This window comes from Streptomyces phaeofaciens (genome assembly GCF_014648915.1).
GTDB classification, from domain to species: domain Bacteria; phylum Actinomycetota; class Actinomycetes; order Streptomycetales; family Streptomycetaceae; genus Streptomyces; species Streptomyces phaeofaciens.
Genome location: NZ_BMSA01000001.1, coordinates 248,192 through 266,523, shown reverse-complemented (window position 1 = coordinate 266,523; position 18,332 = coordinate 248,192). Strand labels below are relative to the sequence as shown.

Here is an 18,332-nt window from a genome sequence, read left to right as displayed (position 1 = left end):
GGTCACATGGGTGACGACGTGCGCGTTTCCACTCCTTCCTGTCTATTCGCTGCGCGCCGCGTCGAACAGGGCGCTGACGGACTCACCGTTGTGAATACGGCGCACGGCCTCGGCCAGGGCCGGGGCGATGGACAGGATCCGCAGCTTGTCGGTGTGCTCCTCGGCCGGCACCGGCACGGTGTTGGTGCAGACGATCTCCAGCACGTCCGGCTGCTCGCTGAGCCGTTTGAGGGCGCCGGCCGCGAACAGCCCGTGCGTGCAGGCCACCCGGATCGAACTGGGCTCCAACTCCCTGAGCCGGTCCAGGAGTTCGAGCACCGTACTGCCCTTGGCGATCTCGTCGTCCAGGACGATCACGTCCCGCCCGGTGACCTCGCCGATCACGGAGCTGATGCTGACCTGGTCGTCGGCGAAGCGCTGTTTCGCGCCGGCCGCCACCTGGGCGCCGATCATCCGGGCGAAGGCGGCCGCCTCCTTGGCGTTGCCCAGGTCGGGCGAGACGACGGTGGTGCGGGTGAGGTCGTAGCGGCGGAAGTGCGCGGCCAGCTCGCGGCGGGCGTGCAGATGGTCGACGGGGACCGAGAAGAATCCGTGCACCTGCGGGGAGTGCAGGGTCATGGCGAGGACCCGCTGCACGCCGGCCGCCTCCATCAGGTCGGCGACCAGCCGGCCGCCGAGGGAGATGCGGGGCGCGTCCTTCTTGTCGGAGCGGGCGTAGGAGTAGTGCGGCATGACGACGGTGATCCGGCCCGCGGACGCACCGCGGGCCGCGTCGCACATCATCAGCAGCTCGACGAGATGTTCCTGCACGGGCCGGACCAGGGGCTGCACCAGGAAGACGTCCCGCTCCCGGCAGTTGGCCTGGAGCTGCACCTCCAGGCAGTCGTTGGCGAACCGGCTGACGCGGGTGGGGCTCAGGGGCACGCCGAGGTGGGCACAGACCTCGGCGGCCAGATCGGGGTGGGCACTGCCGCTGAACACGGAGATGTCTCGCACCTGAGGGCTCCTCGCTGACCATGTCCGGCTGGGGGGCGGAATCGCCACGGGATCTCTCATGCTACGGACCGCGTCCGTTTTGCCCACCCTCAGGAAGGAAGGGATCCGGTTCCGGGGCGGGCCGGGAACCCCGGTCCCCGCGGTCGCGGTCGCCACGCGATACGACCGGCCGGTTCGGCCGGACGGGTGTATCCGGCCGGGCCGCGACGGAGGCGGGCACGAGGGCGGCCGCGGCGACCGGTGCGATCACGCCCGTGCGGCGCACCCGCCCTGCGGCGCGTGCGCCGCGGCCACCGAACTGTCACAGGTCTTCAACAACACGGTCTGGCAAGGGAATCGGCGGGAATCCGGTCAAGTAGGAAGGAGGGCCGTCGACATGACGACTCCCATCAAGCGCCTCCCGCGCCTCCCGCGCCTGCCCGGCTGGGCCAAGGTGCTCACCGCCGTCGTGGTCGTGCTCGTGGTGATGTTCGCCGGGATCAGGCTCAGCCTGCTCCCCGGCCTGCGCGACTTCTTCGGCACGGAGACCCACGACCGCTCCGGCCCCGCCCTGCTCAAGTCCATCCAGGACATGAGCCGTTACGACGCCGCCTCCGGCAACTTCCAGGTGGTCGTGGACCTGGAGAAGGACGCCAAGTACCTGCCCGACGCGATCCGCGGCACCCGCACCCTGTACGTCGGCGCGGGCACGGTGGACGCCTATGTCGACCTCGGCAAGGTCGGCGACGACGACGTGACGGTCGACGGCGACCGCACCACGGCGACGCTGCGGCTGCCGCACGCACAGCTCGGCACACCGGCCCTCGACCCCGACCGCTCCTACGCGGTCTCCAAGCAGCGCGGCCTCTTCGACCGCCTCGGCGACCTGTTCTCGGACAACCCCAACGGGGAGCAGGCCGTGCAGAAGCTCGCCGTGCGGCACATCGGCGACGCGGCGAAGGACAGCGAGCTGACCGCCCGCGCCGAGACCAACACCAGCGACATGCTGGAGGGGCTGCTGCACTCCCTGGGCTTCAAGGAGGTGACCGTGACCTACGGCACCTGACGGCCCGCATCCTCCGGCCGAACGCGGGTAACCGCCCTACTACGCAGGTAAGTTGAAGACTGGAGGACCGCATGCCCCGGGCAGCCCCACGTCCACGTTCCCTGTTCCGCCTGCGCACCGCCAAGAGCGAGGACCCGCCGAAGCCCGCGCCGGCGGGCACACCGAAGCCGGCGGGAAAACCGGGTCCGGCGCGGAAGGCACGGCCGACGGGCGGAAGCGGGGCGAAGGCCGGCGGCCCGGGGAAATCCAGGGCCGCGGGCCCGGCGAAGGTGAAGCCCGCGGGCTCGGCGAAAACCGAGCGCGCGGGCCGGGGCAAGGGCGAGCCGGCGCCGACCGGGCCCCGGCCGCTGCCCCTCCTGCTGCGGCTGCCGGCGATGCTGTGCGCGTTCGCCTTCATGGTGGGGTTCGCCGTCGTGCTGGCCCGGCTCACCCTGGAGCCGTCGCCCGCCTCCGCGGCCCTGGTGCACTCCAACCTGCGTCCGGGCGACTCGCTGCGGGCCTATCTGGACCAGCCCGCGCTGCGCGACGCGGTCAAGCAGATCGGCGGGAACATCCTGCTCGGGGTGCCGTTCGGCGTTCTCGTACCGGTCGTGGCACCCCAGGCGCGCGGTCTGCTGCGGGTCCTGCTGCTGACCGCGTCCGTGATGCTGCTGGTGGAGTTCGCCCAGGGCGCGCTGGTGACCGGGCGCGCCTTCGACATCGACGACGTCATCCTCAACACCACGGGCGCGCTGATCGGCTGGCTCCTGCTCGGCCGGCGGGTCGGCCGCGCGGTGCACGCCCGCCGGCAGCGCCCGTAGAGCCCGTAGCCCCGCCAGGCCCGGACCCCGGGCCTAGCGGGGCTTCCAGGTGTAGCGGTCGCCGCCCACCCAGCGCACCACGTCCGGATCGTCGAGGTCGTGGACGGTGATGCCGAAGGCGGCGGCCGTCTCCAGGACGTCGGTGACGGCCCGCGCCGCACCGACGACCTCACCGTCGATTTCCACGATCCGGAACGGAGGGCTGCCCGGCTGCACCCCGAGCACCATGATCCGCGGATGGGAGATGTGGGGGCTCGCGACTTCGGTCATGTCATCGAGGGTAAAGCGGAACCGGCGGGTACGAATCATCTGATTTCCTCCGCCTCACCCACCCGGGTCACGGGCCGGGCGAGGTGCGGGCCGGACGGGGCTGGGGAACCCTGGAGCCAGGAGGTGGCGATGGATCCCGTCGAGGCCCTGGACCGGATCGCCTTCCTGCTGGAGCGGTCGCTGGCGCCGACGTACCGCGTCAAGGCCTTCCGGACGGCGGCCCGGGTGCTGGCCGAACTGCCCGAGGGGGAGGCCGCGGAGCGCGCGCGGGCCGGGACGCTGGAGTCGCTGAAGGGCGTGGGCCCGAAGACCGCCCAGGTGGTGCGCGAGGCGCTGGACGGCGAGGTGCCGTCCTATCTGCGCCGGGTGGAGGACGAGGTCGGGCACCCCCTGACCGACGGGTCCGGCGCACGGCTGCGGGCGCGGCTGCGCGGCGACTGCCATCTGCACTCCGACTGGTCCGACGGCGGCAGTCCGATCGAGGAGATGGGCCGCACGGCGGCCGCGCTGGGCCACGAGTGGGCCGTCCTGACCGACCACTCCCCCCGGCTGACGGTCGCCCGCGGGCTGTCCCCCGAGCGGCTGCGGCACCAGCTGGACGTGGTGGAGGAACTCAACGCCGGCTGGGCGCCGTTCCGGCTGCTCACCGGCATCGAGTGCGACATCCTCGACGACGGCACGCTCGATCAGGAGCCGGAGCTGCTGGAACGGCTCGACGTGGTGGTCGTCTCCGTCCACTCCAAGCTGCGGATGGACGCCCGCGCGATGACCCGGCGCATGGTGAACGCCGTGCGCGATCCGCACGCGGACATCCTCGGCCACTGCACCGGGCGCCTGAGGGGCGACCGGGCACGACCGGAGTCGGCGTTCGACGCGGACGACGTGTTCGCGGCGTGCGCCGAGTCCGGTACGGCGGTGGAGATCAACAGCCGGCCCGAGCGGCTCGACCCGCCGCGTCGGCTGCTGCGCCGGGCCGTGGCGGCGGGGGTGCTGTTCTCGGTCGACACCGACGCGCACGCGCCGGGCCAGCTGGACTGGCAGGTCCTCGGCTGCGCGCGGGCCGAGGAGTGCGAGGTGCCCGCGGAACGGGTGGTGACCACCTGGCCGGTGAAGCGGCTGCTGGACTGGGCGGGCGCGTGACGCACCTCACCGCGCGGGGCGGTGGGAGCGGGGAACACCCCCCGATGGTTTCCCGTTGAACCGTCCGTGGGTGTGGATGGGACAGTGTCCCCGGGCCTCACCTTTTGCCCATGGGGACGATCGTTCGGCTGAAGCCCTGTGGAGCGTTTCGCCGAGAGGCGACCGCCATCCGCACCCACCACTTGACCGCCCCGACCGTGATTCCCCCGTCCGGTCGGGGCTTTCCCGTACCCGGGGCGTACTCCGGGGCTTACCCGGGGACGCGCCCGGGGTGGCGGTTGACTTCGAGAGCACTCCAATTCGTAGCGTTCCGGGCATGAGCAACGGCTACACCGCACAGCACAAGATCGGCTCGGGCTTCGGCGCCTCGAGCACCGCCGACGACGTCCTGCGGGGCATCGACCTCACCGGGAAGCTGGCGATCGTCACGGGCGGCTACTCCGGCCTCGGCCTGGAGACCACCCGCGCGCTCACCCGGGCCGGCGCCCGGGTCGTCGTCCCCGCCCGCCGCCCGGACACCGCCCGCGAGGCACTTCACGGCGTGGAGGGCGTCGAGGTGGACACCCTGGACCTCGGCGACCTGGACAGCGTGCGCGCCTTCGCCGACCGCTTCCTCGCCACGGACCGCACGGTCGACCTCGTCATCGACAACGCCGGGATCATGGCCTGTCCCGAGACGCGGGTGGGTCCCGGCTGGGAGGCGCAGTTCGCGACCAACCACCTCGGCCACTTCGCGCTCGTCAACCGGCTGTGGCCGGCGATCGAGCCCGGCGGGGCGCGCGTGGTGTCCGTGTCCTCGCGCGGCCACCACTTCTCGGGGGTGCGCTGGGACGACGTCCACTGGTCGCGCGACTACGACAAGTGGCAGGCGTACGGGCAGGCCAAGACCGCGAACGTGCTGTTCGCCGTCCACCTCGACCGGCTGGCCCGGGACCGCGGCGTGCGGGCCTTCGCCCTGCACCCCGGCGGCATCCTCACGCCCCTCCAGCGGCATCTGCCCAGGGAGGAGATGGTGGCGAACGGCTGGATCGACGAGGACGGCACCCCGATCCCGCAGCCGGGCTTCAAGACCCCGGAGCAGGGCGCGGCCACCCAGGTGTGGGCGGCGACCTCCCCGCAGCTGGACGGCATGGGCGGCGTCTATCTGGAGGACTGCGACATCGCCGAGCCCGCCCCCGACGACGGCACCCGGGCCGGCGTGAAGTCCTGGGCGACGGACCGGGAACAGGCCGCCCGCCTCTGGGCGCTGTCGGCGGAACTGACGGGCGTCGACGCGTTCGCGTGACGCGCATGACGCGCGTGGCAGGACCCGTGAGGACGCGGCGGGCGGCTCACCAGCCCTCGACGGCCCGTACGACGCGGTCGGCCACGCTGTCCGGCACGGCGGCCCGGAGCCAGCCGGACACCGGGGAGCCGGGCCGCCCGGACCAGTGGTCCAGCGCGTCCTCGCGCAGCTCGGCGAGCGCCCGCTCCCGGTCCACCGCGGGCGGGACGAGCCGTCCGGGGGCCTCCCGGGCGTGTTCCTCCCAGCGGTCCTGCCGGCACTCCACCGTCCAGCCCGGCCAGCGCGCCCGCATCCGGCCGGCCTCCGCCACGGCGCCCAGCGTCCACCAGTCGACGTGCCGGCGCACCGGGTCGACGTGGAGACCGGCACCGGGGGCCACCGTGCAGCGTCCGTGGTCGTGGCCGCCGGCGAGACGGCCGAGCAGGGCCGGGCCCTCGACCACCGGATGGTCGCCGACCGCCGCCAGCAGGTGGCAGCGGCGGTCGCCGACCGTGACGGCGACGACGAGCGGGTCGCGTTCCCGGAGCTCCTCGTCGTCGGGGCCGAGGAGCGGCGCCGGGCACACCGTGCGGTGCGTCTCGCGCACCGCGTCCGGATCCAGGCCCAGATGCCGGCGCAGATCGGCCGGGCCGTCGAACGTCCAGCGCAGCTCCCAGCCCGGCCAGGCGCGGGCGATGCGCTCGCGGGTGACGGCCCGGTGCCGGAACTGCGTGATCGGCCCCTCGGTCGCGTAGAACAGCAGGACGCGTCGGCGGAGGTCGAACAGCGCCGCCGCCTCGCAGCTCCCGTCGCCGCGCCAGTGGCCCTCCACCCGCGGGCGGGCGCGGACGGCGGGCAGGACGACGTCAGGGCCGGCCAGCAGGTCGAGATCGAGGCCCACCGCCCCGAAGCGTGCTTCGTAGATCTCGTGCGTGCCGCTCGGAGGCACCACCGCGTACACCGCCCATTCGGCCATACGGCCGATGATCGCAGGCGGTCCGTCGCCGGTGCGCGTCGTTTTCGGTTCGGCCGGGGCCCACCGGCACGTCAGTGCGGGGCGCGTTCCTCCAGGGCGGTGCGCCACGCGGGCTCCGGGCCGGTGGGGAGCGGTTCGGGGCGCCTTCCGCCGCGGGTGAAGAAGTCGGCGAGCGGCAGGATCGCCGCGCCCACGGTGACCGCGTCGGGGCCGAGCCGGCCCAGTTCCACGGTGACCTTCTCGGCGGGGTGGCGCAGCGCGTACGCGGTGGCGTGGCGGCGTACGGCGGGCAGGAACCGCGCGCCGAGTTCCAGGCCCGCCCAGCCGCCGATGAGGATCCGCTCGGGCTGGAAGAGGTTGATCAGGTCGGAGAGTCCCGCGCCGAGGTACTCGGCGGTCTCGTCCAGGACGGCGAGCGCCACGGCGTCGGGCTCGCCGCCGTCGGCCGGGTGGGCGGCGGCGAGCATCGCGCTCAGGGCGGTCTCCTCGTCGGTGCCGTGCGGCGGCCGGCCGCCCTCCTCGCGCCAGCGGTCGAGCAGCGCCTCCGCGCCCGCGTACGCCTCCAGACAGCCGAGGGCGCCGCAGCGGCAGCGGCGGCCGCGCACCCGTACCGTCAGATGCCCCCATTCGACGGCCCGGCCCTGCTCCACGTCGGGGGTGACGAGGCTCGCGCCGACACCGGAGCCGAACAGCACGACGACGGCGTTGCGGGCCCCGCGGCCGCCGCCGAACCACATCTCGGCCTGGCCGAGGGTCTTGGCGCCGTTGTCGATGAAGTACGGCACGGTGTCGGGGAGCGGCGAGCCCTCGCGCAGCAGGGCCTCCAGGGGGACGGCGTCCCAGCCGATGGTCTGGCCGTGCACGACGGCACCCCGGTCGGACGTGTGCTCGACTATCCCGGGGACGCCGATGCCCACGCCGAGCAGCCGCTCGGGGGCGATGCCCGCCGCCGCGAGGACCTCGGCGACGCCCTCGCGGATGTGCCCGACGATGCCCTCGACCTCGTACCGCCGCTGCTCCAGCGGGCGTTCCACCCGGGCGAGTTCGGTGAGGGTCAGGTCGAACAGCTCGATCCGTACCCGGGTCTCGCCGACGTCCACGCCGATCATGTGGCCGCTGGCCGGGGCGACCCGCAGCAGGATCCGGGGGCGGCCGCCGTCGGAGTCGACGCTGCCGGCCTCCTCCACCAGCCCGTCGGCGACCAGGTCGGCCACGACATTGCTGATCGAGCCGGAGCTGAGCCCGGTGACCGGACCCAGTTCGAACCGGCTGAGGGGTCCGTCGAAGTAGAGCCGTTGCAGTACGGCCGTACGGTTGGCCCGCCTCAGATCGCGTACCGTGCGCCCGTTCCGCCCCGTCATGTCGCTCCCTTCGCACCCTGCCCGACCTGCAACATACCGCTGCGGACGGGCCCGGCGCGAGATTCCTCCAACCCTTAGTTCACGCTGTGAGCTAAGCGGCTCTTCCGGTACAGGGTACGGAACGCGGCCCGCGCACCGGGCGGCCGGTGCGCAACACGCGGTCCCGAAGGGGTGCGGGCGCTGCGCGGTACGGGCATGGCGCGACAACTGCCGTCCACCGTAGGGGGTTACTACGCTGACCCGATGACCACCCCTTCCCCCGCGCTGTCGATCGCGCTGGACGAGACGTCCGATCCGCCGCTGCGGCCGCTTCCCCCGTCCGTCGCGCAACTGCTCGCGGAGCTGGCGGCGCCGCCCCGGCTCGTCGCCCATCTGCGGGCCGTGCACGAGGTCGCCGCCCAGCTGGTCGAATGGGCCGGCGGGCACTGCCCGGAGCTGGCCGTGGACCGGGAGGCGGTGCTGTTCGGGGCAGCGACGCACGACATCGGGAAGGTCCTGCATCCCGAGGAGCTGTCCGGGCCCGGTGCCCGGCACGAGGAGGCCGGGCGGGAGCTGCTGCTGGCCCGAGGGGTGCCCGCCGCGCTGGCGCGCTTCGCGGGCGGTCACGCCACGTGGGACGCGCCGGGCGCCGGCGTCGAGGATCTGCTGGTGAGCCTGGCGGACAAGGTGTGGAAGAACAAGCGGGTGCCGGGGCTGGAGGACCTGGTCGTGGCGGAACTGGCCCGTGCGGGCGGGCGGCCGGTCTGGGAGGAGTTCCTGGCCCTCGACACGTTCCTCACCGGCGTCGGCGAGGACGCGGACCGCCGCCTGGCCTGGCAGGCGGCGCACCCGGTCGGCGCACGGGCGCGGGGAATCCGAGTGAATCCGTAGCCGATCCGGATTCCTGGATTCCGGCGAAACGTTCGAGCAGGGTGGGGAACGGGAACGGAACTGGGGATGCGAGATGTACGTGAGCGGGCGGCGCGGATCGTCAGGCGCCATCGGGAACCCGTGGTCGTCCAGGCCGTGCGGTCCACCGCCGCGGCGACGGTCGCCTATGTGATCGCGCTCAAACTCAGTCCGGAGGCCGCCCCCCTCACCGCGCCCCTGACCGCGCTGCTGGTCGTCCAGGTCACCCTGTACGCCACGCTCACCAACGGCGTCCGGCGGGTCAACTCGGTGGTGGCCGGCGTTCTGGTCGCCATCGCCTTCAGTCTGCTGGTGGGCCTGACCTGGTGGAGTCTCGCGCTGCTCATCATGGCCTCGCTGGCCGTGGGCCATCTGGTGCGGGTCGACGAGTACGTGCCCGAAGTGGCGATCAGCGCCATGCTGGTGCTCGGCGTGACCTCCGTCGGGGACACGGCCTGGGCGCGGGTGGTGGAGACACTGATCGGCGCGATCGTCGGTCTCAGCTGCAATCTGCTGCTGCCCCCACCGGTGTGGGTGGAGGAGGCGGGCGAGTCGATCGAGGGGCTGGCCCGCCGGGTCAGGCAGCTGATGCTGCGGGTCGGCGAGGAGGCCGCCGGCCGCCTCGCGTTCGAGCAGGCGGCCGCCCGGCTGCACGAGGCGCGCCGGCTGGACCACGACATCGTGGAGGTGGACGCCGCCCTGCGGCAGGCGGAGGACAGCCTGCGGCTGAACCCCCGGGTCCGCGAGGGCCTGCTGCACCGGGTCGCGCTGCGCACGGGCCTGGACACGCTGGAGATCTGCACGGTCGTCCTGCGGGTGCTGGCCCGCACCCTCACCGACCTCGCCAAGGAGCGACAGCCGGAGCCGCTGTTCGGGCCCGAGACCGGCCAGGCGCTGGAGCGGCTGCTGTCGGAGATCGCGGACGCCGTGGTGAGCTTCGCGGTCCTGGTGACCACACAGGTCAGCCTCAACGCGGACGCCGCCGAGGCCCGGCTCAGCGCGGAGCTGCGGCAGGCCGCGACCACCCGGGACAAGCTGGCCCAGCTGCTGCTGGAGCGGCTCCAGCACGACGCCCGCCAGTGGCAGCTGCACGGTGCGGTGCTGACCGAGGTCAACCGGATCCTGGACGAGCTGGACACCGAGCACCGCTCCCGCCGGCTGCTGGAGGAGCTGGACCGCGTCTCGACGGAACAGCGCGAGCGGATGCCGGCGCTGTACCGGCTGCGGGAACGGATCCGCTGGCCGGCCGCACTGCGCCGCAACCGCAACCGGAACCGGTAGGCCGCGCCTCGCGTGCCTCTTGCGTCTCTTGCGTCTCCTTGCGTCTCCTTGCGTCTCTTTGCCGTCTCTTTTGCGTCCGAGGGCCGTTCCACGACAAGGTGGCTGACACGGCGGGGACGCGGGACGACCTGGGGTGCGCACATGGACGGTGGGACGGAAGGGACGGACGGCGGCTGGAGCAGACGCCGTCTGATCGGTGTGCTCGGCGGCGCGGCCACGGCGGCGGCCCTCGCCGGATGCGCCGAAGGGGGCACCGCGCCGGAGGCCGGACAGCCGTCCGGATCCACCGCTCCCGACGCCTCCGCTCCGGGCTCCTCGGCCCCTGCCCCCTCCGTTCCGGGCCCGTCGGCGACGTCGTCCGGTCCCCGGCCCCTCTACCTCGGCACCTACACCTCCACCGAGGGCGGCGGCCGGGGCATCGGCGTGGCCGCGTACGACCCGGCGTCGGGACGGATCACCGGCGGAGGCACGATCACCGGGGTCCCGGACCCGTCGTATCTCGCGGTGCACCCGAACGGCGGCACGCTGTACGCGGTGAACGAGCGGGAGCGGGGCACGGTGACCGCCGTACGGCTGGCCGACCGCGAGGTGCTGGGCAGCAGGGCGACGGGCGGGGCGCACCCCTGTCATCTCTCCGTGCATCCGGGCGGGCGCTGGCTGCTGAGCGCCGACTACGGTTCGGGCACGGTGGCCGTGCACCCGATCGCCGCCTCGGGGGCGCTCGGCGAGCGCACCGACCAGGTCACGCACCGCCGTCCCGCGCCGGGCCCGGGGCAGCAGGGGCCGCACGCGCACCAGTTCGTCACCGCGCCGGACGGCGGGCATGTGCTCGCCGTGGACCTCGGCACGGACACGGTGTACAGCTACCGGCTGGACACACGGGCGGGGACGCTCACCGAGGTCGCGCAGGCGCACACCCGGGCGGGCGCCGGCCCGCGCCATCTGACGTTCCACCCCGGCGGCCGGTACGCCTATCTCGCCAACGAGACGGACGACACGATCGCGGTCTGCGCCTACGACGCCGCCACCGGCCGCCTCACCATCGGCGCCCCGCAGTCCACGGGCGCGAAGGCGGACACCAACTACCCGGCGCAACTGGTGGTCACGCCGGACGGCGGCCACGCGTTCCTGGCCAACCGGGGCGACAACACGCTCGCCCGGTACGCGGTGAAGGCGGACGGGTCGCAGCTGCGGCTGCTCGGCACGGTGCCGGTGGAAGGGGACTTCCCGCGGCAGCTCGCGCTCTCCCCGGACGGCGGCCTGCTGTTCGCGGCGAACCAGCGCTCGGGCACGGTCAGCGTCTTCCGGGTGGACGCGTCGAACGGTGAACTGCGGCTCGCGGGCGAGCCGTTCGCGTCACCCGTCGCCGTCTGTGCGCTGCCGCTGTAGCGTGCGCGGGCAGGAGGCCGCGCTCGCCTGCGTGAGCAGGACGTGCATGCGCTCGGTGAGCTGCCCGACGTCGTCGGCGGGGGCGTGGAAGGGCAGGCGTACGTCGCCGTGGGCGCCAGCGCGCTCGATGCGCAGCGTCAGTCCGTGCCGGTCGACGGCGAGCGGCTGGACCCGGACCACGCCGTGCAGGCTGTCGCGCCGCACGAGTCGGGTGAGCCGCTCGACGGCGTCGGGGTGGGCGTCGGCGAGATGGGTGAGCAGCTGGGCCTCGGCCGTGGCGAGCGGGTCGGGCGCGGCGGCCGCGAACTCGTCGAGGGCGACGACGACCGCGCCGGTGGGCGGTTTCAGCACGACCCGCGTGGGGTGGAAGGCGAGGTGGCCGTCCTCGGGGGTGAACCAGCCGGCCAGCCAGAGCCGGGCCCGGATCCGGTTGCGGACGGGGACGGGCGCCACGTCGGCGAACTCCAGCACGGCGGACGGCTCCCCGCGCGGCGCGCAGATCGCGGCCGTGAGCAGGGCGCTGTCCTCGGGCACGTGCAGGGTCACCCCGCCGTCCTCGTCGACGGTGTGCGCACCGACGAACTCCTCGCGTCCGCCGTCCGCGGTCACCGCGCAGGACCACGAGGCGGCCAGCACCGAGCGGGCCCGTTCGGCCGCGCCGGGCACCGCCGTCCAGCTGTCGCTGTCACCCATCCCAGAACCTCCTTAGGTAAGCCTTGCCTAACCTATCGGAGATCCGGGCGTGCGCCAACCATGACGGCCACACCCGTAGGGGACACACTCCGGTTCCGGCCGGCACCGGCGGCGCTCAACCGGGCGGGGAGACGACCCCCAGCAGCGCCCGTGCGCACAGGTCCCGCACCTGGTCCCGGGACAGCTCCGAGCCCCGCAGCCACTCCAGGCAGACCGCCGTGGTGAAGGCCAGCCAGCCGCGCACCGCCAGCCGGACGTCGGGCCGGCGCTCGAAGAGCGGGCCGAACTCGGGGTCGGCGCCCAGGGCGGCCAGGATCTGCCGCTCCTGGGCCGCGAGCGCCCGCAGGTAGACCCGGCGCACGGTCCGGTCGCCGGCCGCGTCCGCGCGGTGGAAGGCGCGGAAGCCATGGGCGTGGGCCTCGACGTACGCGAGATAGACGTCGAGACCCGAGGTGAGCTGCTCGCGGACCGGGACGCCGGGGACCGCCGCCGTCATGCGCAGCATCCGCTCGCTCTCGCGCTCGACGACCGCGGCGAAGAAGTCCCGCTTGGTCGGGAAGTAGTGGTACAGCAGCCCCCGGGAGACCCCGGCGATCTCGGCGACCTGCTCGATCCAGACCTCGTCGTAGGGGCTCTCGGAGAAGAGCCGGGCGCCGACCGCGAGGAGCTGCTCCCTGCGTTCCCCGGTGCTGAGTCGGCGCCGGGTGCGCTCCCCCTGGTTCGCGGCCATGCGCGCACTCTACTTGACGCCGGTTCGACGGCGGGATCAGACTGAACCGCGTTATTGAACCCGCGTACAACACGCTCAACCTGCCGCTGGATCAAGGGAGATCGCGTCATGGCGGAGACGGGGACCAGGCCCGGGGACACCCTGCCCAAGGGGTTCCGGAGCGCCGAGCACGGCTGGCCCGAGCTGGCGCGCATTCCGCATCCGCCGCACCGGATCCCGCTGCTCGGCGACCTCCTGGGCGCGAGCCGGAGCACCCCCCTCCAGGACACCCTGCGGTACGCCCGGCAGCTGGGGCCGATCTTCCGGCGCAAGGCCTTCGCCCGGGAGTTCGTGTTCGTGTGGGGGGCCGGGCTCGCCGCCGACATGGCCGACGAGCAGCGGTTCGCCAAGCACGTGGGCCTGGGCATCGCCAATCTGCGGCCCGTCGTCGGGGACGCGCTGTTCACGGCGTACAACCACGAGTCCAACTGGCAGCTGGCGCACGACGTCCTCGCTCCCGGATTCAGCCGGGAGGCCATGGCGGCCTACCACCCGATGATGTGGGACGTGGCGGAGCGGCTCACCGGCCACTGGGACCAGGAGCTGGCCGCGGGACGGTCCGTCGACGTGCCCGGGGACATGACCAAGCTGACCCTGGAGACGATCGCCCGCACCGGCTTCGGACACGACTTCGGCTCCTTCGAACGTGACCGCCTGCATCCCTTCGTCACCGCGATGGTCGGCACGCTCACCTACGCGCAACGGCTCAACAGCGTGCCGTCCCCCGCGCTGCTGCGCCGGGCCGGGCGCCGCAACGAGGCCGACATCGCCTATCTGCACCGCACGGTCGACGACCTGGTGCGGGAGCGCCGCGCGACGGGCGGCGGCCCCGGCGACCTGCTCGACCGGATGCTCGACACCGCCCACCCCGTGACGGGCGAGCGGCTGTCGCCGGAGAACGTACGCCGCCAGGTCATCACCTTCCTGGTCGCCGGCCACGAGACCACCTCGGGCGCGCTCTCCTTCGCCCTGCACTACCTCTCCCTCAACCCGGCGATCGCCGCCCGGGCCCGCGCCGAGGTCGACCGGGTCTGGGGCGACACGGCCGTACCCGGCTACGAGCAGGTCGCCAAGCTGCGCCATGTACGCCGGGTGCTCGACGAGGCGCTGCGGCTGTGGCCGACGGCACCCGCGTTCGCGCGCGAGGCCCGAGCGGACACGGAGCTCGACGGGGACCATCCGATGCGGCGGGGCGCGTGGGCCCTGGTGCTGACGGCCATGCTGCACCGCGACCCCGAGGTGTGGGGCCAGGACGCGGAGCGGTTCGACCCGGACCGCTTCGAGGCGAGTGCCGTCCGCGCCCGTGCCCCGCACACCTACAAGCCGTTCGGCACCGGGGCGCGGGCCTGCATCGGGCGGCAGTTCGCGCTGCACGAGGCCACCCTGGTGCTGGGCCTGCTGCTGCGCCGCTACGACCTGCGGCCCGACCCGGCCTACCGGCTGCGGGTCACCGAGCGGCTGACCCTGATGCCGGAGGGTCTGCGGCTGCACCTCGAACGCCGTACGGCCCCCCGGAGCACGGCCCCCGGGGCGCCGGCCGGGCCGGTGCCGGACGAGGAGGTGTCAGCGCCCCGCTGTCCAGTGCACCGGGCGGGCGACTGAGTCCGGCAGCCGGGTGCCGGCGCTTCCCCGGGCCGCGTTCAGCTGCGGCTGGGTCAGGAAGAACGCGCCGGTCAGATCGGCGTCCGTGAGGTCGGTGTCCCGCAGGTCGGCCCCGATCAGGTCCGCTCCGCGCAGGTCGGCGCCGGTGAGGTCGGCGGCTATCAGGTAGGCACCGCGCAGATTCGCGCCCCGCAGGTCGGCGCCCCGCAGCCGGGCGCCCATCAGATCGGCGCCCCGGCGGTTCTTCCCGCGTCCCGCGGCGCCGGCCCGGACCAGCTCACTGGTCCGCAGCAGCAGGACGTTGACGTCCTGGCGGTGGGCCGGGACGTCGAGCACGGCCAGCTCCCGCGGGGCGAGCCGTGCGAGTTCCTCCGTACGCTCCAGGGCCCGGCGCAGTTCGCCGTGGACCGGGCGGGCGGCGGGCAGGGTGAGGGCCTCGGCGAGGTACCAGAGCAGTTCGTGCAGCTGGCGGACGACCGGGAACACCTCGAACATGCGCCGGGCCTCCTCGCGCGGCGCGGTCCGCCAGTCCCGGCCCCCGAAGGTGACCTGCGAGACCCGCTGTCCGGCGCCGAAGCAGTCGTAGACCGTGCAGCCCGTGAAGCCCTTGTGCCGCAGCCGGTCGTGGATGCCGCAGCGGTGGTCCTCCGCGAGGTTGGGGCACGGCTTTCCGGCCGGCTTGTCGAGGGCGAAGTCCGCGGACCGGGCGAAGGGCAGGGCCACACAGCACAGGCCGAAGCAGTTGCCGCAGTCGCCCCGCAGCGCGGCCCGGTCCGTTGTCTCCTCTTGCATGTCCTCCACCCTACTGACCTGCGGTCATGGCCCGCGCCCGTCAGCCGTCGCCGTCCGGCACCGCCAGGGCGGCGAGCCGCTCCGGGTCGGCCAGGATGTACAGGGCGGTGATCCGGCCGTCGGCGACGGTGACGCCCATGACCGACTGCGGCCGTCCGTCGACGACGTTGACGATGCCCACCGCGCCGCCCACCAGCGCGTACCGCCCGTGCGGCGCGAACCGGCCGAACAGCAGCGCCTGTCCGGCGACCGCCTTCGCTCCGTGCACCACCTTGGAGGCGGCCGGGCCCCGCACCAGCGCCCCGGAGTCGGCGCGCAGCACCACGGCGGGGTCGAGGACGGCGAGCAGCGCGTCGAAGTCCCCGGCGCGGGAGGCGGCCATGAAGGCCTCCACCACCGCGCGCTGCCGGGCCAGGTCGGGCTCCGCCGAGGGGGTCGCGCCCTGGACCCGGCGGCGGGCGCGGCTGGCGAGCTGCCGGGTGGCCGCCGTACCGCGCTCCACGATCGGCGCGATGTCGTCGAACGGCACGGCGAACATGTCGTGCAGCACGAACGCGAGCCGTTCCGCGGGCTCCAGGGTGTCCAGGACGACGAGCAGCGCGAGCCCCACCGCGTCCGCGCGCAGCACCTGCTGCTCCGGGTCGGTCTCCGTCAGCGGTCCGATCACCGGGTCGGGGACGAAGGTGTCGTACCCCTCGTCCATCGGCTGCTCGCGGCGGGCGGTGCGCGAGCGCAGCAGGTCCAGACAGACCCGGCCGACGACCGTGGTGAGCCAGCCGCCCAGGTTGCGGATGTCGGCGGTGTCCGTGCGGCCGAGCTTCAGCCAGGTCTCCTGCACGGCGTCCTCGGCCTCGGTGAGCGAACCGAGCATCCGGTAGGCGACCGCCCTGAGATGCCCCCGGTGCGCCTCGAAGCGGTCGGCCAGCGCCTGTGCGTCGTCCGTGTCGTCCATTGCTCCCCCTGTGGGCACGGATCTACCGGTTGAACAGCTCGAACGCCACGGCGGGCCGGCCCCCGAACCGCTCCCCCACCGAGTGCGCGACCCCGGTCAGGAAGCCGCGTACGTACGTCTCGGGCTCCTCGTCGGTCAGCGCCTCGATGTAGGCGCGGTGTTCGAGCAGCGAGCCGACCGCGCGTTCCAGGCCCGCCGAGGCGTCCACGGCGTGCGTGGGAGTGGACGATCCGGCGACGGCGACCCAGCGGACGCCGTTCCACGGTTCGAGGCCCTGTTCGGCCAGTTCGGGGAAGATCCAGCGGTTGCCCGCGTCCCCGGCGGCGTCGAGGGTGGCACGGCCGACGGCGACATGGTCGGGCGTGTTCCAGGCGACACCGCCCCAGGTGTCACGGTGGTTGAGGGTGATGACGAGTTCGGGGCGGTGCCGGCGGATGGCGGCGGCGATGTCCCGGCGCAGGGCGGGTCCGTACGCGACGACCCCGTCCCGGTGGTCGAGGAACTCGACCGTCGACACGCCGACGACGGCGGCGCTCGCCCGCTGCTCGCGCTCGCGCAGCGGTCCGCACTCGGCGGGTGCGATCGTGTCGATGCCCGCCTCGCCTCGGGTCGCCAGGACGTACACGACCTCGCGGCCGCCGTCGGTCCAGGCGGCGACGGCCGCGGAGCAGCCGTACTCCAGGTCGTCCGGGTGGGCCACGACGGCCAGGGCGCGCCGCCAGTCCTCGGGCATGGGCTGGAGCTGAGGGTTCGTCGGCTCGGTCATGCCCGAAGGGTAATCGGTGACGCCCGCATCACGCTTCGTCACGGGTGAGGGCGAGCAGACGGTCCAGGACGCGCGGGCCGCCGGCGCGGACGCCGTCGTGCTCGAACTCGTCGGTGACCCAGGTGCGCAGTCCGCGGACGGCGCGGGCGGTGCGCAGGGAGTGGGCGGTGTCGACGTACAGGTCGTCGTGGTAGACGGCGGCCGCGACCGGGACCTCGTTGGCGGCGAGGCGCGCGGAGTCGTACAGCGGCGTCCAGTCGGTGCGGGCGGCGAGGTGCTCGGCGGTCTCGCGCAGCGGGCGCAGCGCGGGGTCGGTCTCGAACATCCAGGGGTGGATCGTTTCGCCGGTCAGCTGCAGCGGTCCGTCGTCGGCGAGCGTCTTCGCGGCGTCGAACTGCGGGAACTCCGCGCGCACCCGCTCGGCCGACCAGGCGGTGGGGCGGGCGTCCTGGCCGTAGATCGCCTCGTGGACGAGGGCGTACAGGGGGTGGCCGGCGTACGACAGGAGGCCCTGGATCTCCTCCTGGAAGGCGTCGGAGAGCTCCGGGCCGTTCGGGGTGGGGACGAAGGCCTCCTCCAGGAGATGGTGCAGCCGGTGGCTGCCCTCGCCGCCGCCGAGGAGGATGCCGACGGTCTGGAAGGCCTCGACGGTGAGCCGGTAGCCGTTGGGGAGGGTGACCTCGTGCTGGAGCAGGTGGTCGGCGATCGCGCGGGCCCGCTGGACGTCCTGCGGGTAGCGGGCGTAGTGCGCGGCGACCTTGCGCTCCATGCGCGGGTAGGCGGCGCGGTAGACGTCGTCGGCGTGGGCGTCGAGGGAGGGCAGCCCGCCGGTGATCACTGCGGCGGCTAGGCCCTCGGGGGCGAGCGAGAGGTAGCTGACCGTGCAGAAGCCGCCGAAGCTCTGGCCGAGGACGGTCCAGGGGGCGCCGCCGGTGACCTCGCGGCGGATCAGTTCGCAGTCCCGCACGATCGAGTCGGCGCGGAAGTGGGTGAGGTAGTCGGCCTGCTCGGCCGGGCCGCCGCGCAGCGGGAGCGTCTGGCGGTTGGCGGGCGTGGAGTGGCCGGTGCCGCGCTGGTCGAGAAGGAGGACGCGGTACTCCTTCAGGGCGCGGCCGAGCCACGCGGGCCTGCCGACGAAGCGGTTGGCGCCGAAGCCGGGGCCGCCCTGGAGGTAGAGCAGCCAGGGCAGGTCCTGCCCGGCCTTGTCGCTCGCGACGACCTCACGGGCGTAGACGCCGATCGTCTCCCCGGCCGGGTCGGTGTGGTCGAGGGGCACGGTGAACCGGCGGTCGGTGAGGACGACGCCGGGCTGGCGGTAGCTGAGGGACAACAGGGGTCTCCTGGGACG

General features: G+C 73.8%; 18 protein-coding genes. 8 read left to right on the top strand and 10 right to left on the bottom strand.

The genetic code is table 11. The annotated features are described in order from the left end of the window. Positions 1–42: 42 nt before the first annotated feature. Entirely contained in the window at positions 43–996 is a 954-nt protein-coding gene (locus IE275_RS01205) for a ribose-phosphate diphosphokinase (protein WP_189706480.1), read from the bottom strand. Positions 997–1,372: 376 nt separating this feature from the next. On the opposite strand from IE275_RS01205, the gene IE275_RS01200 reads away from it, so the two are divergent. Both IE275_RS01200 and IE275_RS47210 read left to right on the top strand, forming a co-directional pair. Continuing rightward, entirely contained in the window at positions 1,373–2,041 is a 669-nt protein-coding gene (locus IE275_RS01200; RefSeq protein ID WP_189706478.1) for a DUF4230 domain-containing protein, read from the top strand. A 71-nt stretch (positions 2,042–2,112) separates the two neighbouring features. Next, positions 2,113–2,841 carry a VanZ family protein gene (locus IE275_RS47210; RefSeq protein WP_229870039.1) on the top strand — a complete coding sequence of 243 codons (729 nt, stop codon included), beginning with the start codon at positions 2,113–2,115 and terminating at the stop codon, positions 2,839–2,841. Positions 2,842–2,874: 33 nt separating this feature from the next. On the opposite strand, the gene IE275_RS01190 is transcribed toward IE275_RS47210, so the two are convergent. Further along, positions 2,875–3,111 carry a hypothetical protein gene (locus IE275_RS01190; RefSeq protein ID WP_189706476.1) on the bottom strand — a complete coding sequence of 79 codons (237 nt, stop codon included), beginning with the start codon at positions 3,109–3,111 and terminating at the stop codon, positions 2,875–2,877. 129 nt (positions 3,112–3,240) lie between these two features. Between IE275_RS01190 and IE275_RS01185 the strand changes: the two genes are divergently transcribed. Together IE275_RS01185 and IE275_RS01180 are read left to right on the top strand one after the other, a co-directional pair. Further along, entirely contained in the window at positions 3,241–4,251 is a 1,011-nt protein-coding gene (locus IE275_RS01185) for a PHP domain-containing protein (RefSeq protein WP_189706475.1), read from the top strand. Positions 4,252–4,567: 316 nt separating this feature from the next. Beyond that, positions 4,568–5,536 carry an SDR family NAD(P)-dependent oxidoreductase gene (locus tag IE275_RS01180; protein ID WP_189706473.1) on the top strand — a complete coding sequence of 323 codons (969 nt, stop codon included), beginning with the start codon at positions 4,568–4,570 and terminating at the stop codon, positions 5,534–5,536. Between the two features lie 46 nt (positions 5,537–5,582). Here the strand turns inward: IE275_RS01180 and IE275_RS01175 are convergent, their stop codons facing one another. Together IE275_RS01175 and IE275_RS01170 are read right to left on the bottom strand one after the other, a co-directional pair. Further along, positions 5,583–6,491 (bottom strand): hypothetical protein, encoded by a 909-nt coding sequence (locus tag IE275_RS01175; protein WP_189706471.1) that lies wholly within the window; start codon positions 6,489–6,491, stop codon positions 5,583–5,585. A 71-nt stretch (positions 6,492–6,562) separates the two neighbouring features. Further along, complete coding sequence (locus IE275_RS01170; protein WP_189706469.1) at positions 6,563–7,852, bottom strand: ROK family transcriptional regulator; 1,290 nt, start codon at positions 7,850–7,852, stop codon at positions 6,563–6,565. Between the two features lie 243 nt (positions 7,853–8,095). Here IE275_RS01170 and IE275_RS01165 point away from each other — a divergent pair, with 243 nt between their 5' ends. The 3 genes from IE275_RS01165 to IE275_RS01155 all read left to right on the top strand — a co-directional run bounded on the left by IE275_RS01165 (position 8,096) and on the right by IE275_RS01155 (position 11,410). Next, positions 8,096–8,722 (top strand): HD domain-containing protein, encoded by a 627-nt coding sequence (locus IE275_RS01165; protein WP_189706467.1) that lies wholly within the window; start codon positions 8,096–8,098, stop codon positions 8,720–8,722. 66 nt (positions 8,723–8,788) lie between these two features. After that, positions 8,789–10,021: an FUSC family protein gene (locus IE275_RS01160; protein ID WP_189706465.1), complete on the top strand. Its 1,233-nt coding sequence runs from the start codon at positions 8,789–8,791 to the stop codon at positions 10,019–10,021. Positions 10,022–10,162: 141 nt separating this feature from the next. Continuing rightward, on the top strand, positions 10,163–11,410 hold the full coding sequence (locus tag IE275_RS01155) for a lactonase family protein (RefSeq protein ID WP_189706463.1): 1,248 nt from the start codon (positions 10,163–10,165) through the stop codon (positions 11,408–11,410). On the opposite strand, the gene IE275_RS01150 is transcribed toward IE275_RS01155, so the two are convergent. Further along, on the bottom strand, positions 11,378–12,103 hold the full coding sequence (locus IE275_RS01150) for a DUF2470 domain-containing protein (RefSeq protein ID WP_189706461.1): 726 nt from the start codon (positions 12,101–12,103) through the stop codon (positions 11,378–11,380). The genes IE275_RS01155 and IE275_RS01150 overlap by 33 nt on opposite strands. Positions 12,104–12,218: 115 nt before the next feature. After that, on the bottom strand, positions 12,219–12,833 hold the full coding sequence (locus IE275_RS01145) for a TetR/AcrR family transcriptional regulator (RefSeq protein WP_189706459.1): 615 nt from the start codon (positions 12,831–12,833) through the stop codon (positions 12,219–12,221). Positions 12,834–12,941: 108 nt separating this feature from the next. On the opposite strand from IE275_RS01145, the gene IE275_RS01140 reads away from it, so the two are divergent. Beyond that, positions 12,942–14,474 carry a cytochrome P450 gene (locus IE275_RS01140; RefSeq protein WP_189706456.1) on the top strand — a complete coding sequence of 511 codons (1,533 nt, stop codon included), beginning with the start codon at positions 12,942–12,944 and terminating at the stop codon, positions 14,472–14,474. On the opposite strand, the gene IE275_RS01135 is transcribed toward IE275_RS01140, so the two are convergent. The 4 genes from IE275_RS01135 to IE275_RS01120 are packed head-to-tail and all read right to left on the bottom strand — an operon-like array spanning position 14,436 to position 18,314. Continuing rightward, entirely contained in the window at positions 14,436–15,266 is an 831-nt protein-coding gene (locus tag IE275_RS01135) for a pentapeptide repeat-containing protein (RefSeq protein ID WP_189706454.1), read from the bottom strand. The genes IE275_RS01140 and IE275_RS01135 overlap by 39 nt on opposite strands. 40 nt (positions 15,267–15,306) lie before the next feature. After that, on the bottom strand, positions 15,307–16,218 hold the full coding sequence (gene sigJ / locus IE275_RS01130; protein WP_189706452.1) for an RNA polymerase sigma factor SigJ: 912 nt from the start codon (positions 16,216–16,218) through the stop codon (positions 15,307–15,309). Between the two features lie 22 nt (positions 16,219–16,240). Beyond that, positions 16,241–16,984, bottom strand: a complete 744-nt coding sequence (locus IE275_RS01125; RefSeq protein ID WP_189706450.1) for a PIG-L deacetylase family protein — start codon at positions 16,982–16,984, stop codon at positions 16,241–16,243. A 28-nt stretch (positions 16,985–17,012) separates the two neighbouring features. Then, entirely contained in the window at positions 17,013–18,314 is a 1,302-nt protein-coding gene (locus IE275_RS01120) for an alpha/beta fold hydrolase (protein ID WP_189706447.1), read from the bottom strand. Positions 18,315–18,332: the final 18 nt, after the last annotated feature.

What these genes read in the sequence shown, in the direction of transcription:
- IE275_RS01200 (WP_189706478.1), top strand. Translation starts at nt 1,373, where the DNA reads ATGACGACTCCCATCAAGCGCCTCCCGCGCCTCCCGCGCCTGCCCGGC.
- IE275_RS47210 (WP_229870039.1), top strand. Translation starts at nt 2,113, where the DNA reads ATGCCCCGGGCAGCCCCACGTCCACGTTCCCTGTTCCGCCTGCGCACC.
- IE275_RS01190 (WP_189706476.1), bottom strand. Translation starts at nt 3,111, where the DNA reads ATGACCGAAGTCGCGAGCCCCCACATCTCCCATCCGCGGATCATGGTG.
- IE275_RS01185 (WP_189706475.1), top strand. Translation starts at nt 3,241, where the DNA reads ATGGATCCCGTCGAGGCCCTGGACCGGATCGCCTTCCTGCTGGAGCGG.
- IE275_RS01180 (WP_189706473.1), top strand. Translation starts at nt 4,568, where the DNA reads ATGAGCAACGGCTACACCGCACAGCACAAGATCGGCTCGGGCTTCGGC.
- IE275_RS01175 (WP_189706471.1), bottom strand. Translation starts at nt 6,491, where the DNA reads ATGGCCGAATGGGCGGTGTACGCGGTGGTGCCTCCGAGCGGCACGCAC.
- IE275_RS01170 (WP_189706469.1), bottom strand. Translation starts at nt 7,852, where the DNA reads ATGACGGGGCGGAACGGGCGCACGGTACGCGATCTGAGGCGGGCCAAC.
- IE275_RS01165 (WP_189706467.1), top strand. Translation starts at nt 8,096, where the DNA reads ATGACCACCCCTTCCCCCGCGCTGTCGATCGCGCTGGACGAGACGTCC.
- IE275_RS01160 (WP_189706465.1), top strand. Translation starts at nt 8,789, where the DNA reads ATGCGAGATGTACGTGAGCGGGCGGCGCGGATCGTCAGGCGCCATCGG.
- IE275_RS01155 (WP_189706463.1), top strand. Translation starts at nt 10,163, where the DNA reads ATGGACGGTGGGACGGAAGGGACGGACGGCGGCTGGAGCAGACGCCGT.
- IE275_RS01150 (WP_189706461.1), bottom strand. Translation starts at nt 12,103, where the DNA reads ATGGGTGACAGCGACAGCTGGACGGCGGTGCCCGGCGCGGCCGAACGG.
- IE275_RS01145 (WP_189706459.1), bottom strand. Translation starts at nt 12,833, where the DNA reads ATGGCCGCGAACCAGGGGGAGCGCACCCGGCGCCGACTCAGCACCGGG.
- IE275_RS01140 (WP_189706456.1), top strand. Translation starts at nt 12,942, where the DNA reads ATGGCGGAGACGGGGACCAGGCCCGGGGACACCCTGCCCAAGGGGTTC.
- IE275_RS01135 (WP_189706454.1), bottom strand. Translation starts at nt 15,266, where the DNA reads ATGCAAGAGGAGACAACGGACCGGGCCGCGCTGCGGGGCGACTGCGGC.
- sigJ (WP_189706452.1), bottom strand. Translation starts at nt 16,218, where the DNA reads ATGGACGACACGGACGACGCACAGGCGCTGGCCGACCGCTTCGAGGCG.
- IE275_RS01125 (WP_189706450.1), bottom strand. Translation starts at nt 16,984, where the DNA reads ATGACCGAGCCGACGAACCCTCAGCTCCAGCCCATGCCCGAGGACTGG.